Here is a 14,708-nt window from a genome sequence, read left to right as displayed (position 1 = left end):
GGTGCGTTAAATAAACAATTTTTTGTCTGGAAACCATAGAGCTGTGGTACCACCTGATCCCATTCCGAACTCAGAAGTGAAACACAGTATCGCCGATGGTAGTGTGGGGTCTCCCCATGTGAGAGTAGGTCATTTCCAGACGCCTAATAAGCTCAATATGTACAGAGTTTGCTGATATGGCTCAGTCGGTAGAGCGCATCCTTGGTAAGGATGAGGTCCCCAGTTCGATTCTGGGTATCAGCACCATGAATTATCTAGTGAATTGCCCTAGAACAAAAACTTGTCTGGAAACCATAGAGCTGTGGTACCACCTGATCCCATTCCGAACTCAGAAGTGAAACACAGTATCGCCGATGGTAGTGTGGGGTCTCCCCATGTGAGAGTAGGTCATTTCCAGATGCCTAAATATACGAAAAAAGCCCTAGCAGAAAACGCTAGGGCTTTTTTCGTTTATTTGCCTGGAAATGACCACTCGAACGCAACCGTCGTAACCGTCGTAACCGTCTAGCGAACCACACCTCGCATCGTTAATCTGACTATTTGAAAATACCTGCTCAACGATAAATTTGGAGCAGGTGATGAAAACATACAGAACAGCGGCACAGTGGTTAGAGCTACTTCAGAAGCGCAGTAATTTTAAAGGTACTAATATTGAATTCTGCCAACACCATAATGTCGCTATTACCACTTATTATAAACAGCGCGCCCTACTTGTTAAGCTGTCAAACCCAAACTTACCGCAGCAATCACTTAATGCCGCTTCATCACGTTTTATTCAGGTAAATAAAACTACCACTGAATTCTGCGCGCAAACTCATCCAAATGTGCTTCAGTTTGATATCCGCACAGGCCAGTTAATGTTTCCTGCCAATTTAGCAACGACCGATATCGTTTCCATCATTAAAGGGCTAACGGCATGAAGATGTTTGTTGATGTGCCCACCGTTTATTTATGTGCCGATGTGGTCGATTTTCGTAAATCGATTAATGGACTAGCCGCCTTAGTGGAAGCTGAACTTGAACTACCTGTACTCAGTGGCGCACTATTTGTGTTTTGTAATAAAGGCCATGACAAACTCAAACTGCTGTACTGGGATAACACTGGCTTTGCCCTGTGACCGTCATGGATGGCGAGAAGTAGAATAACGCAGGAGCAGTTGTCGAGTATAAGCGATTAGATAAACATAAGTTCAAATGGCCCAAACTTATGTCACCCATGTAACCCTCCCTTAAAAATCAGAATATTTTAAATTGAGTTTTCTATTTACACTAAGCCAAATGGAGAATCACATCAAAAAGACACGTTTTACTGAAAGCCAAATGAAAAACGCTATTTTCAAAATCACCCATTAATACAGTAATAGTCTTTTCTTCGCTAAGCAATTGTTAGTATCGCTCGTTCATGTCGTTTTGCTAGTGCAGTTGAGTAGTTATGCAAGTTCCTAATGACTCATATTATATGCCTCAGAATATAGAGGCAGATAAACTTATTACGTCCCTTTGTGGATAAAGTTGTGGGTAACGTGTTTCTAAATTGGTGTTAACTAGAGTATAAAAATTAAATGAGAAATTACTTAAAAAAGGGGTTGCACTAAATCTTATGGTGCCTATAATGCGCATCCACTGACACGGCAGACAGCGAAAGCAGTCACCAGGTTAAGTTGAATTAAGTGCTTCAAAACACTCGATTCAACAGCGAAAAGAAAGTTTGAAAAAACACTTGACGCGAAGATGGGAAAGCGTAAAATACGCAGCCCAAGCCGACGACCTAGCGTCCAAGGCGATGCACGAAACACGGCATCAACGCTCTTTAACAATCTAAACAAGAAATCTGTGTGGACATTCACAGGTATTGAGTTATTCGAAATTGTCTTCTTGTTCTTCGGAATGTAGGCAATCAAAAAATTTAACTCAATGATGAGAATGTTCATAGTTATATGACACTGCAGCAATGTAGTGAATAATTCGTGAGCTCTTTGAGCGAAGCGAATTATGACAGTAGAATTCATTGAGCCGTTCGACGTAGTCGAACAAAAAAACTTTAATTGAAGAGTTTGATCATGGCTCAGATTGAACGCTGGCGGCAGGCCTAACACATGCAAGTCGAGCGGTAACACAAGGGAGCTTGCTCCTGAGGTGACGAGCGGCGGACGGGTGAGTAATGCCTAGGGATCTGCCCAGTCGAGGGGGATAACAGTTGGAAACGACTGCTAATACCGCATACGCCCTACGGGGGAAAGGAGGGGACCTTCGGGCCTTTCGCGATTGGATGAACCTAGGTGGGATTAGCTAGTTGGTGAGGTAATGGCTCACCAAGGCGACGATCCCTAGCTGTTCTGAGAGGATGATCAGCCACACTGGGACTGAGACACGGCCCAGACTCCTACGGGAGGCAGCAGTGGGGAATATTGCACAATGGGCGAAAGCCTGATGCAGCCATGCCGCGTGTGTGAAGAAGGCCTTCGGGTTGTAAAGCACTTTCAGTAGGGAGGAAAGGGTATTGCTTAATACGYAATATCTGTGACGTTACCTACAGAAGAAGGACCGGCTAACTCCGTGCCAGCAGCCGCGGTAATACGGAGGGTCCGAGCGTTAATCGGAATTACTGGGCGTAAAGCGTGCGCAGGCGGTTTGTTAAGCCAGATGTGAAATCCCCGGGCTCAACCTGGGAATTGCATTTGGAACTGGCGAACTAGAGTCTTGTAGAGGGGGGTAGAATTCCAGGTGTAGCGGTGAAATGCGTAGAGATCTGGAGGAATACCGGTGGCGAAGGCGGCCCCCTGGACAAAGACTGACGCTCATGCACGAAAGCGTGGGGAGCAAACAGGATTAGATACCCTGGTAGTCCACGCCGTAAACGATGTCTACTCGGAGTTTGGTGCCTTGAGCACTGGGCTCTCAAGCTAACGCATTAAGTAGACCGCCTGGGGAGTACGGCCGCAAGGTTAAAACTCAAATGAATTGACGGGGGCCCGCACAAGCGGTGGAGCATGTGGTTTAATTCGATGCAACGCGAAGAACCTTACCTACTCTTGACATCCACAGAAGATTGCAGAGATGCGATTGTGCCTTCGGGAACTGTGAGACAGGTGCTGCATGGCTGTCGTCAGCTCGTGTTGTGAAATGTTGGGTTAAGTCCCGCAACGAGCGCAACCCCTATCCTTATTTGCCAGCACGTAATGGTGGGAACTCTAGGGAGACTGCCGGTGATAAACCGGAGGAAGGTGGGGACGACGTCAAGTCATCATGGCCCTTACGAGTAGGGCTACACACGTGCTACAATGGCGAGTACAGAGGGTTGCAAAGCCGCGAGGTGGAGCTAATCTCACAAAGCTCGTCGTAGTCCGGATTGGAGTCTGCAACTCGACTCCATGAAGTCGGAATCGCTAGTAATCGTAGATCAGAATGCTACGGTGAATACGTTCCCGGGCCTTGTACACACCGCCCGTCACACCATGGGAGTGGGCTGCAAAAGAAGTGGGTAGTTTAACCTTCGGGAGAACGCTCACCACTTTGTGGTTCATGACTGGGGTGAAGTCGTAACAAGGTAGCCCTAGGGGAACCTGGGGCTGGATCACCTCCTTACCTATACGACTAACTCAATACTTGGTAGGCAATAAACTGCATCCGTGCGTTTATTGCACACAGCACATCCATGTGCTTGAGTGTTCACACAGATTGCTTGTTAACTTCTTCGGAAGTAGAGCGAAAACACACCGCAAGCCGGTTAAGTGTTGTTATTTAACAATTTGGAAAGCTGATAGTATTTAATTGCATGAGTCTGTCATGTAATTAATTACAAATCGTTTGATGCGGCACTTTATTTTAGGTGACGTATCAAACATTGAGTTCTCAAAACACTGTTTAAGTGTCTTGAATATTCTAAAAACTAAGGCGATTTCGTGTGCGAAAGTGCATGAATTATCAAAGTAAAAACCAGCTAGTTGCAATGCAACTCAAGTTTTTCTTATCTTTTGTTTAGGCAAAGGGTGAGCGCAGTTAATCGCTTATTAGGCAAGGCTTGAAGTTGAACGACGAATGAGTGTAGCAGCGCTACATGATTGAAGAGTGAAACTGAACACGCCGCATAATAAGATGAGTAACAAGCGTAAGAAAGACCCATTTGGGTTGTATGGTTAAGTGACTAAGCGTATACGGTGGATGCCTTGGCAGTCAGAGGCGATGAAGGACGTAGTAACTTGCGAAAAGCGTTGGCGAGCTAGTAACAAGCATTTGAGCTAACGATGTCCGAATGGGGAAACCCACTCACATAAGTGAGTATCTGCACATGAATACATAGTGTGTAGAGGCAAACCCGGGGAACTGAAACATCTAAGTACCCGGAGGAAAAGAAATCAACCGAGATTCCCCTAGTAGCGGCGAGCGAACGGGGATTAGCCCTTAAGTCAGTGGGGTGTTAGTGGAATGTGTTGGAAAGCACAGCGGCACAGGGTGATAGCCCCGTACACGAAAACTAACCATTGATGAAAACGAGTAAGGCGGGACACGTGACATCCTGTTTGAATATGGGGGGACCATCCTCCAAGGCTAAATACTCCTGACTGACCGATAGTGAACCAGTACCGTGAGGGAAAGGCGAAAAGAACCCCTGTGAGGGGAGTGAAATAGAACCTGAAACCGTATACGTACAAGCAGTGGGAGCGGTTCTTGAGACCGTGACTGCGTACCTTTTGTATAATGGGTCAGCGACTTACATTTTGTAGCGAGGTTAAGCGAATAGCGGAGCCGTAGGGAAACCGAGTGTTAACTGCGCGTTTAGTTGCAAGGTGTAGACCCGAAACCCGGTGATCTAGCCATGGGCAGGTTGAAGGTTGAGTAACATCAACTGGAGGACCGAACCGACTTATGTTGAAAAATGAGCGGATGACTTGTGGCTGGGGGTGAAAGGCCAATCAAACCGGGAGATATCTGGTTCTCCTCGAAAGCTATTTAGGTAGCGCCTCGTACGAACACCATTGGGGGTAGAGCACTGTTAAGGCTAGGGGGTCATCCCGACTTACCAACCCTTTGCAAACTCCGAATACCAATGAGTGCTATACGGGAGACAGACGGCGGGTGCTAACGTCCGTCGTCAAAAGGGAAACAACCCAGACCGTCAGCTAAGGTCCCAAAGTGTATGTTAAGTGGGAAACGATGTGGGAAGGCTTAGACAGCTAGGATGTTGGCTTAGAAGCAGCCATCATTTAAAGAAAGCGTAATAGCTCACTAGTCGAGTCGGCCTGCGCGGAAGATGTAACGGGGCTAAACATACCACCGAAGCTACGGGTGCATGCCATTAGGTGTGCGCGGTAGAGGAGCGTTCTGTAAGCGGTTGAAGGTGAAGGGGTAACCCACACTGGACGTATCAGAAGTGCGAATGCTGACATGAGTAACGATAAAGGGAGTGAAAAACTCCCTCGCCGAAAGACCAAGGGTTCCTGTCCAACGTTAATCGGGGCAGGGTGAGTCGACCCCTAAGGTGAGGCCGAAAGGCGTAATCGATGGGAAACAGATTAATATTTCTGTACTTCTGCTAACTGCGATGGAGAGACGGAGAAGGCTAGGCTAGCGCGGCGTTGGTAGTCCGCGTTTAAGGTGGTAGGCTGATTTCTTAGGCAAATCCGGGAAATCTTAAGGCCGAGAGCTGATGACGAGTCACTAAGGTGATGAAGTAGTTAATGCCATGCTTCCAGGAAAATCTTCTAAGCTTCAGGTTAGTAGGAATCGTACCCCAAACCGACACAGGTGGTCGGGTAGAGAATACCAAGGCGCTTGAGAGAACTCGGCTGAAGGAACTAGGCAAAATGGTACCGTAACTTCGGGAGAAGGTACGCTCTTGGCGGTGATGAGACTTGCTCTCTAAGCTGCTGGGAGTCGCAGATACCAGGTGGCTGCAACTGTTTATCAAAAACACAGCACTGTGCAAAATCGCAAGATGACGTATACGGTGTGACGCCTGCCCGGTGCCGGAAGGTTAATTGATTGGGTTATCGCAAGAGAAGCTCATGATCGAAGCCCCGGTAAACGGCGGCCGTAACTATAACGGTCCTAAGGTAGCGAAATTCCTTGTCGGGTAAGTTCCGACCTGCACGAATGGCGTAATGATGGCCACGCTGTCTCCAGCCGAGACTCAGTGAAGTTGAAATTGCGGTGAAGATGCCGTATACCCGCGGCTAGACGGAAAGACCCCGTGAACCTTTACTATAGCTTGGCACTGAACATTGAACCTACATGTGTAGGATAGGTGGGAGACTTTGAAGCATGAACGCTAGTTTGTGTGGAGTCGTCCTTGAAATACCACCCTTGTAGTTTTGATGTTCTAACTCTGACCCCTAATCGGGGTTGAGGACAGTGCCTGGTGGGTAGTTTGACTGGGGCGGTCTCCTCCCAAAGAGTAACGGAGGAGCACGAAGGTTGGCTAAGTACGGTCGGACATCGTACGGTTAGTGCAATGGCATAAGCCAGCTTAACTGCGAGACATACACGTCGAGCAGGTACGAAAGTAGGTCATAGTGATCCGGTGGTTCTGAATGGAAGGGCCATCGCTCAACGGATAAAAGGTACTCCGGGGATAACAGGCTGATACCGCCCAAGAGTTCATATCGACGGCGGTGTTTGGCACCTCGATGTCGGCTCATCACATCCTGGGGCTGAAGTCGGTCCCAAGGGTATGGCTGTTCGCCATTTAAAGTGGTACGCGAGCTGGGTTCAGAACGTCGTGAGACAGTTCGGTCCCTATCTGCCGTGGGCGTTGGATGATTGAAGGGAGCTGCTCCTAGTACGAGAGGACCGGAGTGGACGAACCGCTGGTGTTCGGGTTGTTATGCCAATAGCATTGCCCGGTAGCTACGTTCGGAATCGATAACCGCTGAAAGCATCTAAGCGGGAAGCGAGCCCTAAGATGAGTCATCCCTAGGTCTTTAAGACCTCTAAAGAGCCGTTCGAGACTAGGACGTTGATAGGCATGGTGTGTAAGCGTTGTGAGGCGTTGAGCTAACATGTACTAATGACTCGTGAGGCTTAACCATACAACCCAGATGGGTTTTACTGATACTTAGTATTAGAATAGAGCGCTTAAATAGTGTAGAGAAACTCAAACAATCAGCTTTCCGAATTATTATTTAATGCCTAATGAAGAATTGGTGCGTTAAATAAACAATTTTTTGTCTGGAAACCATAGAGCTGTGGTACCACCTGATCCCATTCCGAACTCAGAAGTGAAACACAGTATCGCCGATGGTAGTGTGGGGTCTCCCCATGTGAGAGTAGGTCATTTCCAGACGCCTAATATACGAAAAAATCCCCAGCACAGCGTGTTGGGGATTTTTTCGTTTAGCTGCCTGTAAATGACCACTCGAACATGGGATATAGAGAGTACATGCGTAGCATGCTGCCATACCATGTGATAGGCCAAAATTGTCCCAACAATTTAAGGCACTTCCCACATCTTTGTGGGTCGTAGGGTGAGTTTTTTGTGTTTATAAAGCTGCGCTTTTTGCAAGTTAACGAACACTAAGGACTTGTCCGCAGCTGGCCATGACAGACGCCTAATACACGACAAAGCCCTAGCAGAGAATGCTAGGGCTTTGTCGTATATTCGCTTACCTAAATTGTTCCAGACAATTTATGGCATCCCTGGAGGTCAACGCTCTGATTTTCTACTAAATCAGTAGACATTTTTTATTCAAAAGCCATCTAAATCGATGGCTTGTTAGTTTATAAATCTAAATTGTATAACTTTTCTAGAATGGGTTTATTCGCTTCAGGAAACTCATACTCGCTTAGCGATTGTACTTCTACCCATTTAACTTGTTGGCCTTCCATACCAGTAGCATTACCACTGAAATCTGTAACGAGGTGAATATCGAGTCTGACGTGCTTGTCTGGATAGTCGTGGCTGATGTCCATAAACTCAGTTGTACTGCTTACCTCTAAGTTAACTTCTTCTTTAAGCTCACGAATTAATGCATCGCTGACTGATTCATTGGCTTCTACTTTACCACCTGGAAACTCCCATTTACCGCCTTGATGGAGATGTGCGTGACGTTTTGCAAGCAGGATTTGTTTTTGGGTATTTATCACGATGCCAACGGCGACATGTATTCTCTTTGACATAAAAGCTCTTGTTATTGTTTAAAGAAGTCTTCTTCATCATAGCCAATATCATCGATCATATCTGGGTCGATATTGTCTTTCACAGGAATGCTGTGTTTTTCACTTGCCCAATCGCCAAGATCGATAAGTTTGCAGCGTTCACTACAAAACGGCTTAAATAAAGATGTGGTGTTCCACTCAACTGATGTACTGCAAATAGGACATTTAACGGTTAACGGCATAGTGTTATCTGCTTCTCCACTGCCTAATCATCAGTGATGACTAGTGGTGTTATTAATTGATCATGGTTTAATGGTAAAGCGTTTAACCACAGGTTGCTAGTGAGAACTCAATAGTTTCGTGGGTATGGCGGTGTAAACTGAAATCAACAAAGTGGATAGCGTATCTATTTTTGTGGCCACTTATCGTTGGATAGCAGTTATAACTGGGATCAATTTTAACGCGGATTAATGATAAAGGTTGTGGTGAATCACCTTGATAAAAGCCTGCTTGAGCGCTTATGTGAGTAAACTCAGCAGTATTACGATATATGTTCAACAAGAGTGTGATAGGCGCTAGAATCGGCTTAAATTGCTCTAGCCAGTACTGAATATCTTTTTTTCTTTGTGGCCAGTCTTTTCCTAACCAAAAATGCAGCTGTGGTAAGTCAAAATTACAGTAGGCACCTGTCATGTTAAAACGCTGTCGTAAAGCCGTAATAAATTTATCTTGTTTGAGTTTGTAGCCAATTCTTTCGGGTTTCTGTAATGGTGTTTTTAGTGAGTTGAGTTGTTGGATAAGTTGATTAACTTGTTCGCTATCGGCTTGTTGTAAATAACATATGCTTCGAAGTTGTTGCACCTGTCGGTCTATATCTTTCAATAGTTCGGTGCGGTAATCACAACGTTCGGTCAGTTCTACAAGTGAAAATAAAGGGAAAAAGCATTGATGTTGTTGATCTTGAGTGACATTATTTTGTAACTGTTGTGCTAAATTTTCTAAGCGTAAATAGCTGCGGACTTTTTCATTTAAGGGTTGTTCGTAAATTAAATCAGTCATTGGGTTTAATCGTCAACTCAGCAGCTTGTTGTAAAAATAGTTGATGCAGACGAGCAACTTGACTGCGCAACAGGTTAATGTCTCCTTGATTATCGATGATGTGTTCGGCTTTATCTAAGCGTTGCTGTCTGCTCATTTGGCTCGCAAGTATATGTTCAACTTGCTGTCTGCTAACGCCATCACGTTGCATCGTCCTTGATATTTGCAATTCTGGTGAAATATCTACCACCAAAGTTGTAGTTACTAAACTATCTAAATGATTCTCAAATAGCAAGGGCACAATCATAATCACATATTTAGATGTTGATGCTTGCACTTGCTCTAACATCTTTTGGCGGATCATTGGGTGTAGTAAGTTGTTGAGCCATAACCGCTGTGTTTCGTTATTAAACACTTGGTTACGTAGAGCCGCTCTATCTAGTTGACCATCGGCAAGTAATATTTCATCACCAAAGTGTGCAACAATGGCTGTAAGCCCTGTAGAGCCTATTGCAACGACTTCTCTGGCAATTACATCAGCATCAACTAGCTCAATACCGAACTCTGCAAACAGATTCGCCACGGTGGTTTTACCACTGGCAATTCCGCCAGTAAGACCAACAACAAACTTTTGACTTATCATAAGGTGCTTAGATACCAATTAAGAATATCTTGTCCCCAGACGAGCGCTATCCAACCTGCTGCGGCTATGTAGGGGCCAAACGGGATTGGATTGCCCTTATTCAGCTTTTTAGTGATGATCATTAAGATGCCGACAACAGCGCCTACAAGAGATGATAGTAATATAATGAGTGGCAACATTTGCCAACCGAGCCAGGCACCAAAAACGGCTAATAACTTAAAGTCGCCATAACCCATCCCTTCTTTGCCAGTAACAAGTTTGAATAACCAAAAGACTGACCATAAACTCAAATAACCAGCAGCTGCGCCAATAATGGCATCTTGTGGGCTGGTATAAATACCTTTAAGGTTTATCACTAAACCTAGCCATAATATCGGCAAGGTGAGTTGATCGGGTAAGAGCATTTCATCTAAATCGATACCGGTGAGTGCTACGAGCACAAACGTTAATATACTGGCATAGACAAATTGCCATGTTGGCCCCAAATGCCAGGCAAGAGTGGCAATCAATATACCGGTTAATAATTCAATAATTGGATAGCGTGCAGAAATGGCGGTTTTGCAGTTTGCGCATTTACCTTTTAATGATAACCAACCCAGAATAGGTAAGTTATGCCAAGGTTTAATGTTGCTGTTACACTTTGGGCAGGCAGAACCCGGCACAACTAAGTTGTACTTTGTTGGGAACTCATCAATGGGTTTATTTAAACGTTCATTACCCACTTGCTTAACAATATCTGGGTGATATTCATTTAGGTAAAAGTTACATTCACTTTGCCATTCACGTTTCATCATCACAGGTAAGCGATGAATCACTACATTGAGAAAGCTGCCAATGGTGGCAGCAAAAATAAAGCTAATAATCACAAACACCCAAGGATACAGGTGCATTGTTGTCACAAAAGTAGAGATAAATTCAGTCATTTTATTCTTATTATTCTAGTCCTAACCACTAGCCACCAACAACATTACCCATTTGGAAAATAGGTAAATACATACCAACAATTAAGCCACCGACCACGGTACCAATGACCACCATCATAATCGGTTCAATCAAACTTGATAAGCCATCAATAGCATCGTCAACTTCCATTTCATAAATATTGGATACCTTATTAAGCATTTCATCTAGGCCGCCAGACTCCTCACCAATCATCACCATTTGAATCAGCATGTCTGGGAATAAGCCTGTGGTGCGCATGGCCACATTCATTTGCATGCCAGACATGACTTCTTGTCGTACTTTAAGTAGTGCTGTTTTATACACATAGTTACCAGAAGCACCTGCCGCCGACTCTAAGCCATCAATTAATGGTACACCTGCCGCAAATGTAGTGGCTAAAGTCCGAGCAAATCGAGCCATAGCAGCCTTATGTAAAATCTCACCTACAATGGGGATTTTTAGAACTAATTTATCAATTGAATCTCTGAATGACTGGGAGTTTCTATGTGTTCGCACAAATAAGAAAACTCCAGCAATGATTCCTATAGCAAAAAAATACCAAGAATCCTGTAACCAACGTGAAATATTGATTAGGAGCTGTGTAAAAGCGGGGAGTTCCGCCCCAAATCCCTTGAAAATTTCTTCAAATTGAGGCACCACAAAAAGTAATAATAATGCAGTAACAGCAATGGCTACAATAACAACTGCAGCTGGATAAAACATAGCTTTCTTAATTTTAGATTTTAACTGTTCCGCTTTCTCACGGTATATAGCAATTCGATCAAATACTGCATCTAGTGAACCAGAATGTTCCCCTGCAGCAACTAAATCAACATAGAGGTCATCAAAGTAGCGTCTATGTGGTCTTAAGGAGTCAGATAAAGGAATACCAGATTGTACATCCGATAATATTGTTGCAAGTAGCTCCCGTACTTTGGCTTTTTCATGACCGCGCCCCAATAATTCAATCGTCGTCACTAATGGAACCCCTGCAGAGAGCATGGTGGCTATTTGGCGAGTGATCATTGCAATGTCCATTGCAGTGATCTTTTTTTCCGATTTAAATAATGGGGCAGACTTTTTACGCACGCCTTTAGGTGTTACACCTTGAGCTTTTAGTACACTGCGGATTTCAGCAATGCTTGAACCACGCAACTCACCCGAAGTCCTTGCACCATCACGGTTTACTCCTTTCCACTCAAAAGTAAACACTTTGGGTTGGTGTTTTTGGGTTTGCTTTTTAGTTTTAGGCTTTCTTTTTGCTGTTGCAGTGGCCATAGAGCCAAGTCCTTTTATTATCGAGCTCTCACTTAAAAAATGCAGTTAAGAGCATTGCTGCAAATAGGAATGAATTTAACCAGTTAACTTACTCACTGTAGACTATTTAAAAGCTGGTGACACGGTTTATTTCTGCAATACTGGTGACGCCATGGATGACTTTTAACAAACCTGATTGGCGTAAATCGCGCATGCCCTGTTGCTTTGCTTGTTTGGCTATTTGCAGTGAATTACCACCTTCCATAATGGTGCGGGCAATTTCATCACTCATTTTCATTACTTCATAAATACCGACACGGCCTTTATAGCCGCCAGAGCATTGATCACAGCCTACGGGCTTGAATACGCTGAAACCATTGTCAATGTCACTTTGCTGAAAGCCTAAACGTTGTAATTCTGTTTGCGGGATATCTTCTGCTTGTTTACATGCAGGACATAAGCGTCTAGCAAGACGCTGGGCAATAATTAAGTTGACTGAGCTAGCAATGTTATAACCGGGCACGCCCATGTTAATTAAACGGGTTAAAGTTTCGGCCGCGGAATTTGTGTGCAGTGTCGATAGCACTAGGTGACCTGTTTGTGCCGCCTTAATGGCAATTTCAGCGGTTTCAAGGTCACGGATTTCACCCACCATCACCACATCGGGATCTTGGCGTAAAAATGAGCGTAAGGCCGAGGCGAAGGTTAAGCCGGCTTTTAAATTAATGTGAACCTGGTTAACGCCTTCTAGGTTAATCTCGACCGGATCTTCGGCGGTGGAGATATTGCGCTCTTCAGTATTAAGGATATTAAGCCCAGTATATAGGGATACGGTTTTACCTGAACCTGTTGGGCCTGTGACTAAAATCATCCCTTGAGGCTTGGCGAGCATCTCTTCGTATAATAAGCGTTGATCATCTTCATAACCGAGCTTTTCAATACCAAGCTGCGCAGAAGATGAATCCAAAATACGCATTACAATTTTTTCGCCCCAAATTGTGGGCAGAGTACTGACACGGAAATCAATTGATTTGGTGCGCGACAGCTTCATTTTAATGCGGCCATCTTGCGGCACGCGGCGCTCGGCAATGTCCAGTTTCGACATGACTTTTAAACGAGCTGAAATACGCCCGGATAAATTGACTGGTGGCTCGGAGACTTCATGCAAAATACCGTCAATACGAAAACGAATGCGGTAGCGTTTCTCATAGGGCTCAAAATGTAAATCTGAGGCGCCTTTGCGAATGGCATCGGTGAGGATTTTATTGATGTAGATAACAATTGGCGCATCGTCGCTGCTATCAGTTGATGGTTCATCATCGCGAGAGGTGTCTGTAACTTCTATACCTGCTAACGCATCTTCATCTATACCCTCTAACCCTAAACCACTGATGTCTTCTTCTAAAATTTTCTCTAGGGCTTTTGTTAGTTTATCGTCTTCTACTAAAATTGCTTCAGCATGCAAACCTAAACTAAATTGAAAGTCTTCCAGTGCGGTAATATTGGTAGGGTCAGAGGTAGCGATATAGAGGCGATTACCACGCTTAAATAGTGGCAAACATTTATGTTTACTTATTAATTTTTTATTAAGTAGCTCATCAGAAATGTTTAAAATATCAAATTCATGTAAATCTAATAAAGGTGTACCATATTCTTCATAGCAGAGTTCTGCAATTTCACGCGCTGATAATAATTTACTCGAAACAATTGAGCTAACCAGCGAAGTCTTATTTTTTCTGGATGTAGAAATTAACGCCGTGATTTGCTCCTCTGTTAGGAGTTGTTTGCGAATAAATAAAGTTGATAAACCTAAATTTAGAGCAGTATTAGACATGTTTTTTAGTTACCAATAAAAAGGGTAAATGCTTACGAGTATTTACCCTTTATTTGTGAATTGAGCAACTTAATTGTTAAGTATAATTATTAAGGTGCTACTAAGTTTGCACCTTTGTAACATAGTGCTAGATCACCTGTTTGAGCATTTGCGCCAGCACTCATTGTGAAAGCTACGCCACCAGTTGCATCATAATCTGCTTTTAGCACACACTTAGGCTCAGTCCAAGTTAGGGCAAATGCTGTATTCTCTGACGGATCGGATACCGTACCAAATTTAGAGTTTTTACTCGCTTCAGTGCCAATACCAGTACAACCGATACCTGTAGTAATGCAAGTTTGAACTTTAGTTGAGAAAGAGGTAACCCCCTTCATTGCCGCGCCACCTTGTGCAGATGTCACATAATCTTTATAAGCAGGCAGTGCGATTGCTGCAAGAATACCGATGATCGCGACTACGATCATTAATTCAATAAGAGTAAAACCCTTAGCGTTTTTGATTTGGTTGATACCTTTCATTTTTCTCTCCGTAAAATTAGGCTGGGGGGTAGTATCAATCCTCGATGGCTGCTGCTTAAGCTAGTGTTAAATCTAGGCATAAGTTAGTAGCTGGCATTCCATTTGCCGAAAACCTTAAAGCACAATTGTGTGGTACTGGATGTGAGTTCCGCGCACCACGTTTTTAGTTTTTGCGTACATTATAGCGTTCACCTGTTAATGAACGACCCATACATAGCGGGTATATCATAATCATGTTAGCGCATATTATGTTAGCAGATATTTTCTGACTGACATTTCGGCTGAGCAGTAACACGAGGGCAAACACGCTGTCGTTAGCAAGTTATTGGCGACATTTGACTTACACAGCAACCCAAATGTTAATAAAATGATAATTTATCAGT

Annotated in this window: 10 protein-coding genes, 1 tRNA gene and 5 rRNA genes; 8 read left to right on the top strand and 8 right to left on the bottom strand. The window is 44.1% G+C overall.

What is annotated here, in order from left to right:
- The first annotated feature begins 25 nt into the window (after window positions 1–25).
- The 8 genes from rrf (PQR79_RS14510) (at window position 26) to rrf (PQR79_RS14475) (ending at window position 7,281) form a co-directional block, all read left to right on the top strand.
- A 5S ribosomal RNA gene (gene rrf / locus PQR79_RS14510) occupies window positions 26–141 on the top strand.
- 29 nt (window positions 142–170) lie between these two features.
- Window positions 171–246: transfer RNA gene (locus tag PQR79_RS14505), tRNA-Thr, on the top strand.
- Between the two features lie 37 nt (window positions 247–283).
- A 5S ribosomal RNA gene (rrf, locus tag PQR79_RS14500) occupies window positions 284–399 on the top strand.
- 179 nt (window positions 400–578) lie between these two features.
- Entirely contained in the window at window positions 579–920 is a 342-nt protein-coding gene (locus tag PQR79_RS14495) for an IS66 family insertion sequence element accessory protein TnpB (protein ID WP_238107437.1), read from the top strand.
- The gene (gene tnpB / locus PQR79_RS14490) at window positions 917–1,117 is read left to right on the top strand and encodes an IS66 family insertion sequence element accessory protein TnpB (RefSeq protein ID WP_238107438.1); all 201 of its coding nucleotides are present in this window, start codon (window positions 917–919) and stop codon (window positions 1,115–1,117) included. The genes PQR79_RS14495 and tnpB overlap by 4 nt, the downstream gene beginning before the upstream one ends.
- Before the next feature lie 924 nt (window positions 1,118–2,041).
- A 16S ribosomal RNA gene (locus PQR79_RS14485) occupies window positions 2,042–3,584 on the top strand.
- A gap of 549 nt (window positions 3,585–4,133) precedes the next feature.
- Window positions 4,134–7,027: ribosomal RNA gene (locus PQR79_RS14480) — 23S ribosomal RNA — on the top strand.
- A gap of 138 nt (window positions 7,028–7,165) precedes the next feature.
- Window positions 7,166–7,281 (top strand): 5S ribosomal RNA (gene rrf / locus PQR79_RS14475).
- The 16S, 23S and 5S rRNA genes sit together here with 1 tRNA gene alongside, the layout of an rRNA operon.
- A gap of 434 nt (window positions 7,282–7,715) precedes the next feature.
- On the opposite strand, the gene mutT is transcribed toward rrf (PQR79_RS14475), so the two are convergent.
- From mutT to PQR79_RS14435, 8 genes are all read right to left on the bottom strand, one after another.
- On the bottom strand, window positions 7,716–8,114 hold the full coding sequence (gene mutT, locus PQR79_RS14470) for an 8-oxo-dGTP diphosphatase MutT (protein ID WP_238103103.1): 399 nt from the start codon (window positions 8,112–8,114) through the stop codon (window positions 7,716–7,718).
- An 11-nt stretch (window positions 8,115–8,125) separates the two neighbouring features.
- The gene (yacG, locus tag PQR79_RS14465) at window positions 8,126–8,335 is read right to left on the bottom strand and encodes a DNA gyrase inhibitor YacG (RefSeq protein ID WP_238103105.1); all 210 of its coding nucleotides are present in this window, start codon (window positions 8,333–8,335) and stop codon (window positions 8,126–8,128) included.
- 82 nt (window positions 8,336–8,417) lie between these two features.
- Complete coding sequence (gene zapD / locus PQR79_RS14460; protein ID WP_238103106.1) at window positions 8,418–9,152, bottom strand: cell division protein ZapD; 735 nt, start codon at window positions 9,150–9,152, stop codon at window positions 8,418–8,420.
- Window positions 9,145–9,774: a dephospho-CoA kinase gene (gene coaE / locus PQR79_RS14455; protein ID WP_238103107.1), complete on the bottom strand. Its 630-nt coding sequence runs from the start codon at window positions 9,772–9,774 to the stop codon at window positions 9,145–9,147. Before coaE ends, zapD begins: the two co-directional genes overlap by 8 nt.
- The gene (locus tag PQR79_RS14450) at window positions 9,771–10,697 is read right to left on the bottom strand and encodes a prepilin peptidase (RefSeq protein WP_238103108.1); all 927 of its coding nucleotides are present in this window, start codon (window positions 10,695–10,697) and stop codon (window positions 9,771–9,773) included. Before PQR79_RS14450 ends, coaE begins: the two co-directional genes overlap by 4 nt.
- Window positions 10,698–10,725: 28 nt before the next feature.
- On the bottom strand, window positions 10,726–11,994 hold the full coding sequence (locus tag PQR79_RS14445) for a type II secretion system F family protein (protein WP_238103109.1): 1,269 nt from the start codon (window positions 11,992–11,994) through the stop codon (window positions 10,726–10,728).
- 106 nt (window positions 11,995–12,100) lie between these two features.
- The gene (pilB, locus tag PQR79_RS14440; RefSeq protein ID WP_238103111.1) at window positions 12,101–13,807 is read right to left on the bottom strand and encodes a type IV-A pilus assembly ATPase PilB; all 1,707 of its coding nucleotides are present in this window, start codon (window positions 13,805–13,807) and stop codon (window positions 12,101–12,103) included.
- A gap of 89 nt (window positions 13,808–13,896) precedes the next feature.
- On the bottom strand, window positions 13,897–14,325 hold the full coding sequence (locus PQR79_RS14435) for a prepilin-type N-terminal cleavage/methylation domain-containing protein (protein ID WP_274408560.1): 429 nt from the start codon (window positions 14,323–14,325) through the stop codon (window positions 13,897–13,899).
- Window positions 14,326–14,708: the final 383 nt, after the last annotated feature.

The organism is Shewanella metallivivens, assembly GCF_028750675.1.
Classification (GTDB): Bacteria; Pseudomonadota; Gammaproteobacteria; order Enterobacterales; family Shewanellaceae; genus Shewanella; species Shewanella metallivivens.
Note: the sequence above shows the minus strand (reverse complement) of the source record. Positions and strands in the feature narration are given on the sequence as shown.

Excerpts from the sequence above, each read along its gene's own strand:
- PQR79_RS14495 (WP_238107437.1), top strand. The coding sequence starts at position 579 with ATGAAAACATACAGAACAGCGGCACAGTGGTTAGAGCTACTTCAGAAG.
- tnpB (WP_238107438.1), top strand. The coding sequence starts at position 917 with ATGAAGATGTTTGTTGATGTGCCCACCGTTTATTTATGTGCCGATGTG.
- mutT (WP_238103103.1), bottom strand. The coding sequence starts at position 8,114 with ATGTCAAAGAGAATACATGTCGCCGTTGGCATCGTGATAAATACCCAA.
- yacG (WP_238103105.1), bottom strand. The coding sequence starts at position 8,335 with ATGCCGTTAACCGTTAAATGTCCTATTTGCAGTACATCAGTTGAGTGG.
- zapD (WP_238103106.1), bottom strand. The coding sequence starts at position 9,152 with ATGACTGATTTAATTTACGAACAACCCTTAAATGAAAAAGTCCGCAGC.
- coaE (WP_238103107.1), bottom strand. The coding sequence starts at position 9,774 with ATGATAAGTCAAAAGTTTGTTGTTGGTCTTACTGGCGGAATTGCCAGT.
- PQR79_RS14450 (WP_238103108.1), bottom strand. The coding sequence starts at position 10,697 with ATGACTGAATTTATCTCTACTTTTGTGACAACAATGCACCTGTATCCT.
- PQR79_RS14445 (WP_238103109.1), bottom strand. The coding sequence starts at position 11,994 with ATGGCCACTGCAACAGCAAAAAGAAAGCCTAAAACTAAAAAGCAAACC.
- pilB (WP_238103111.1), bottom strand. The coding sequence starts at position 13,807 with ATGTCTAATACTGCTCTAAATTTAGGTTTATCAACTTTATTTATTCGC.
- PQR79_RS14435 (WP_274408560.1), bottom strand. The coding sequence starts at position 14,325 with ATGAAAGGTATCAACCAAATCAAAAACGCTAAGGGTTTTACTCTTATT.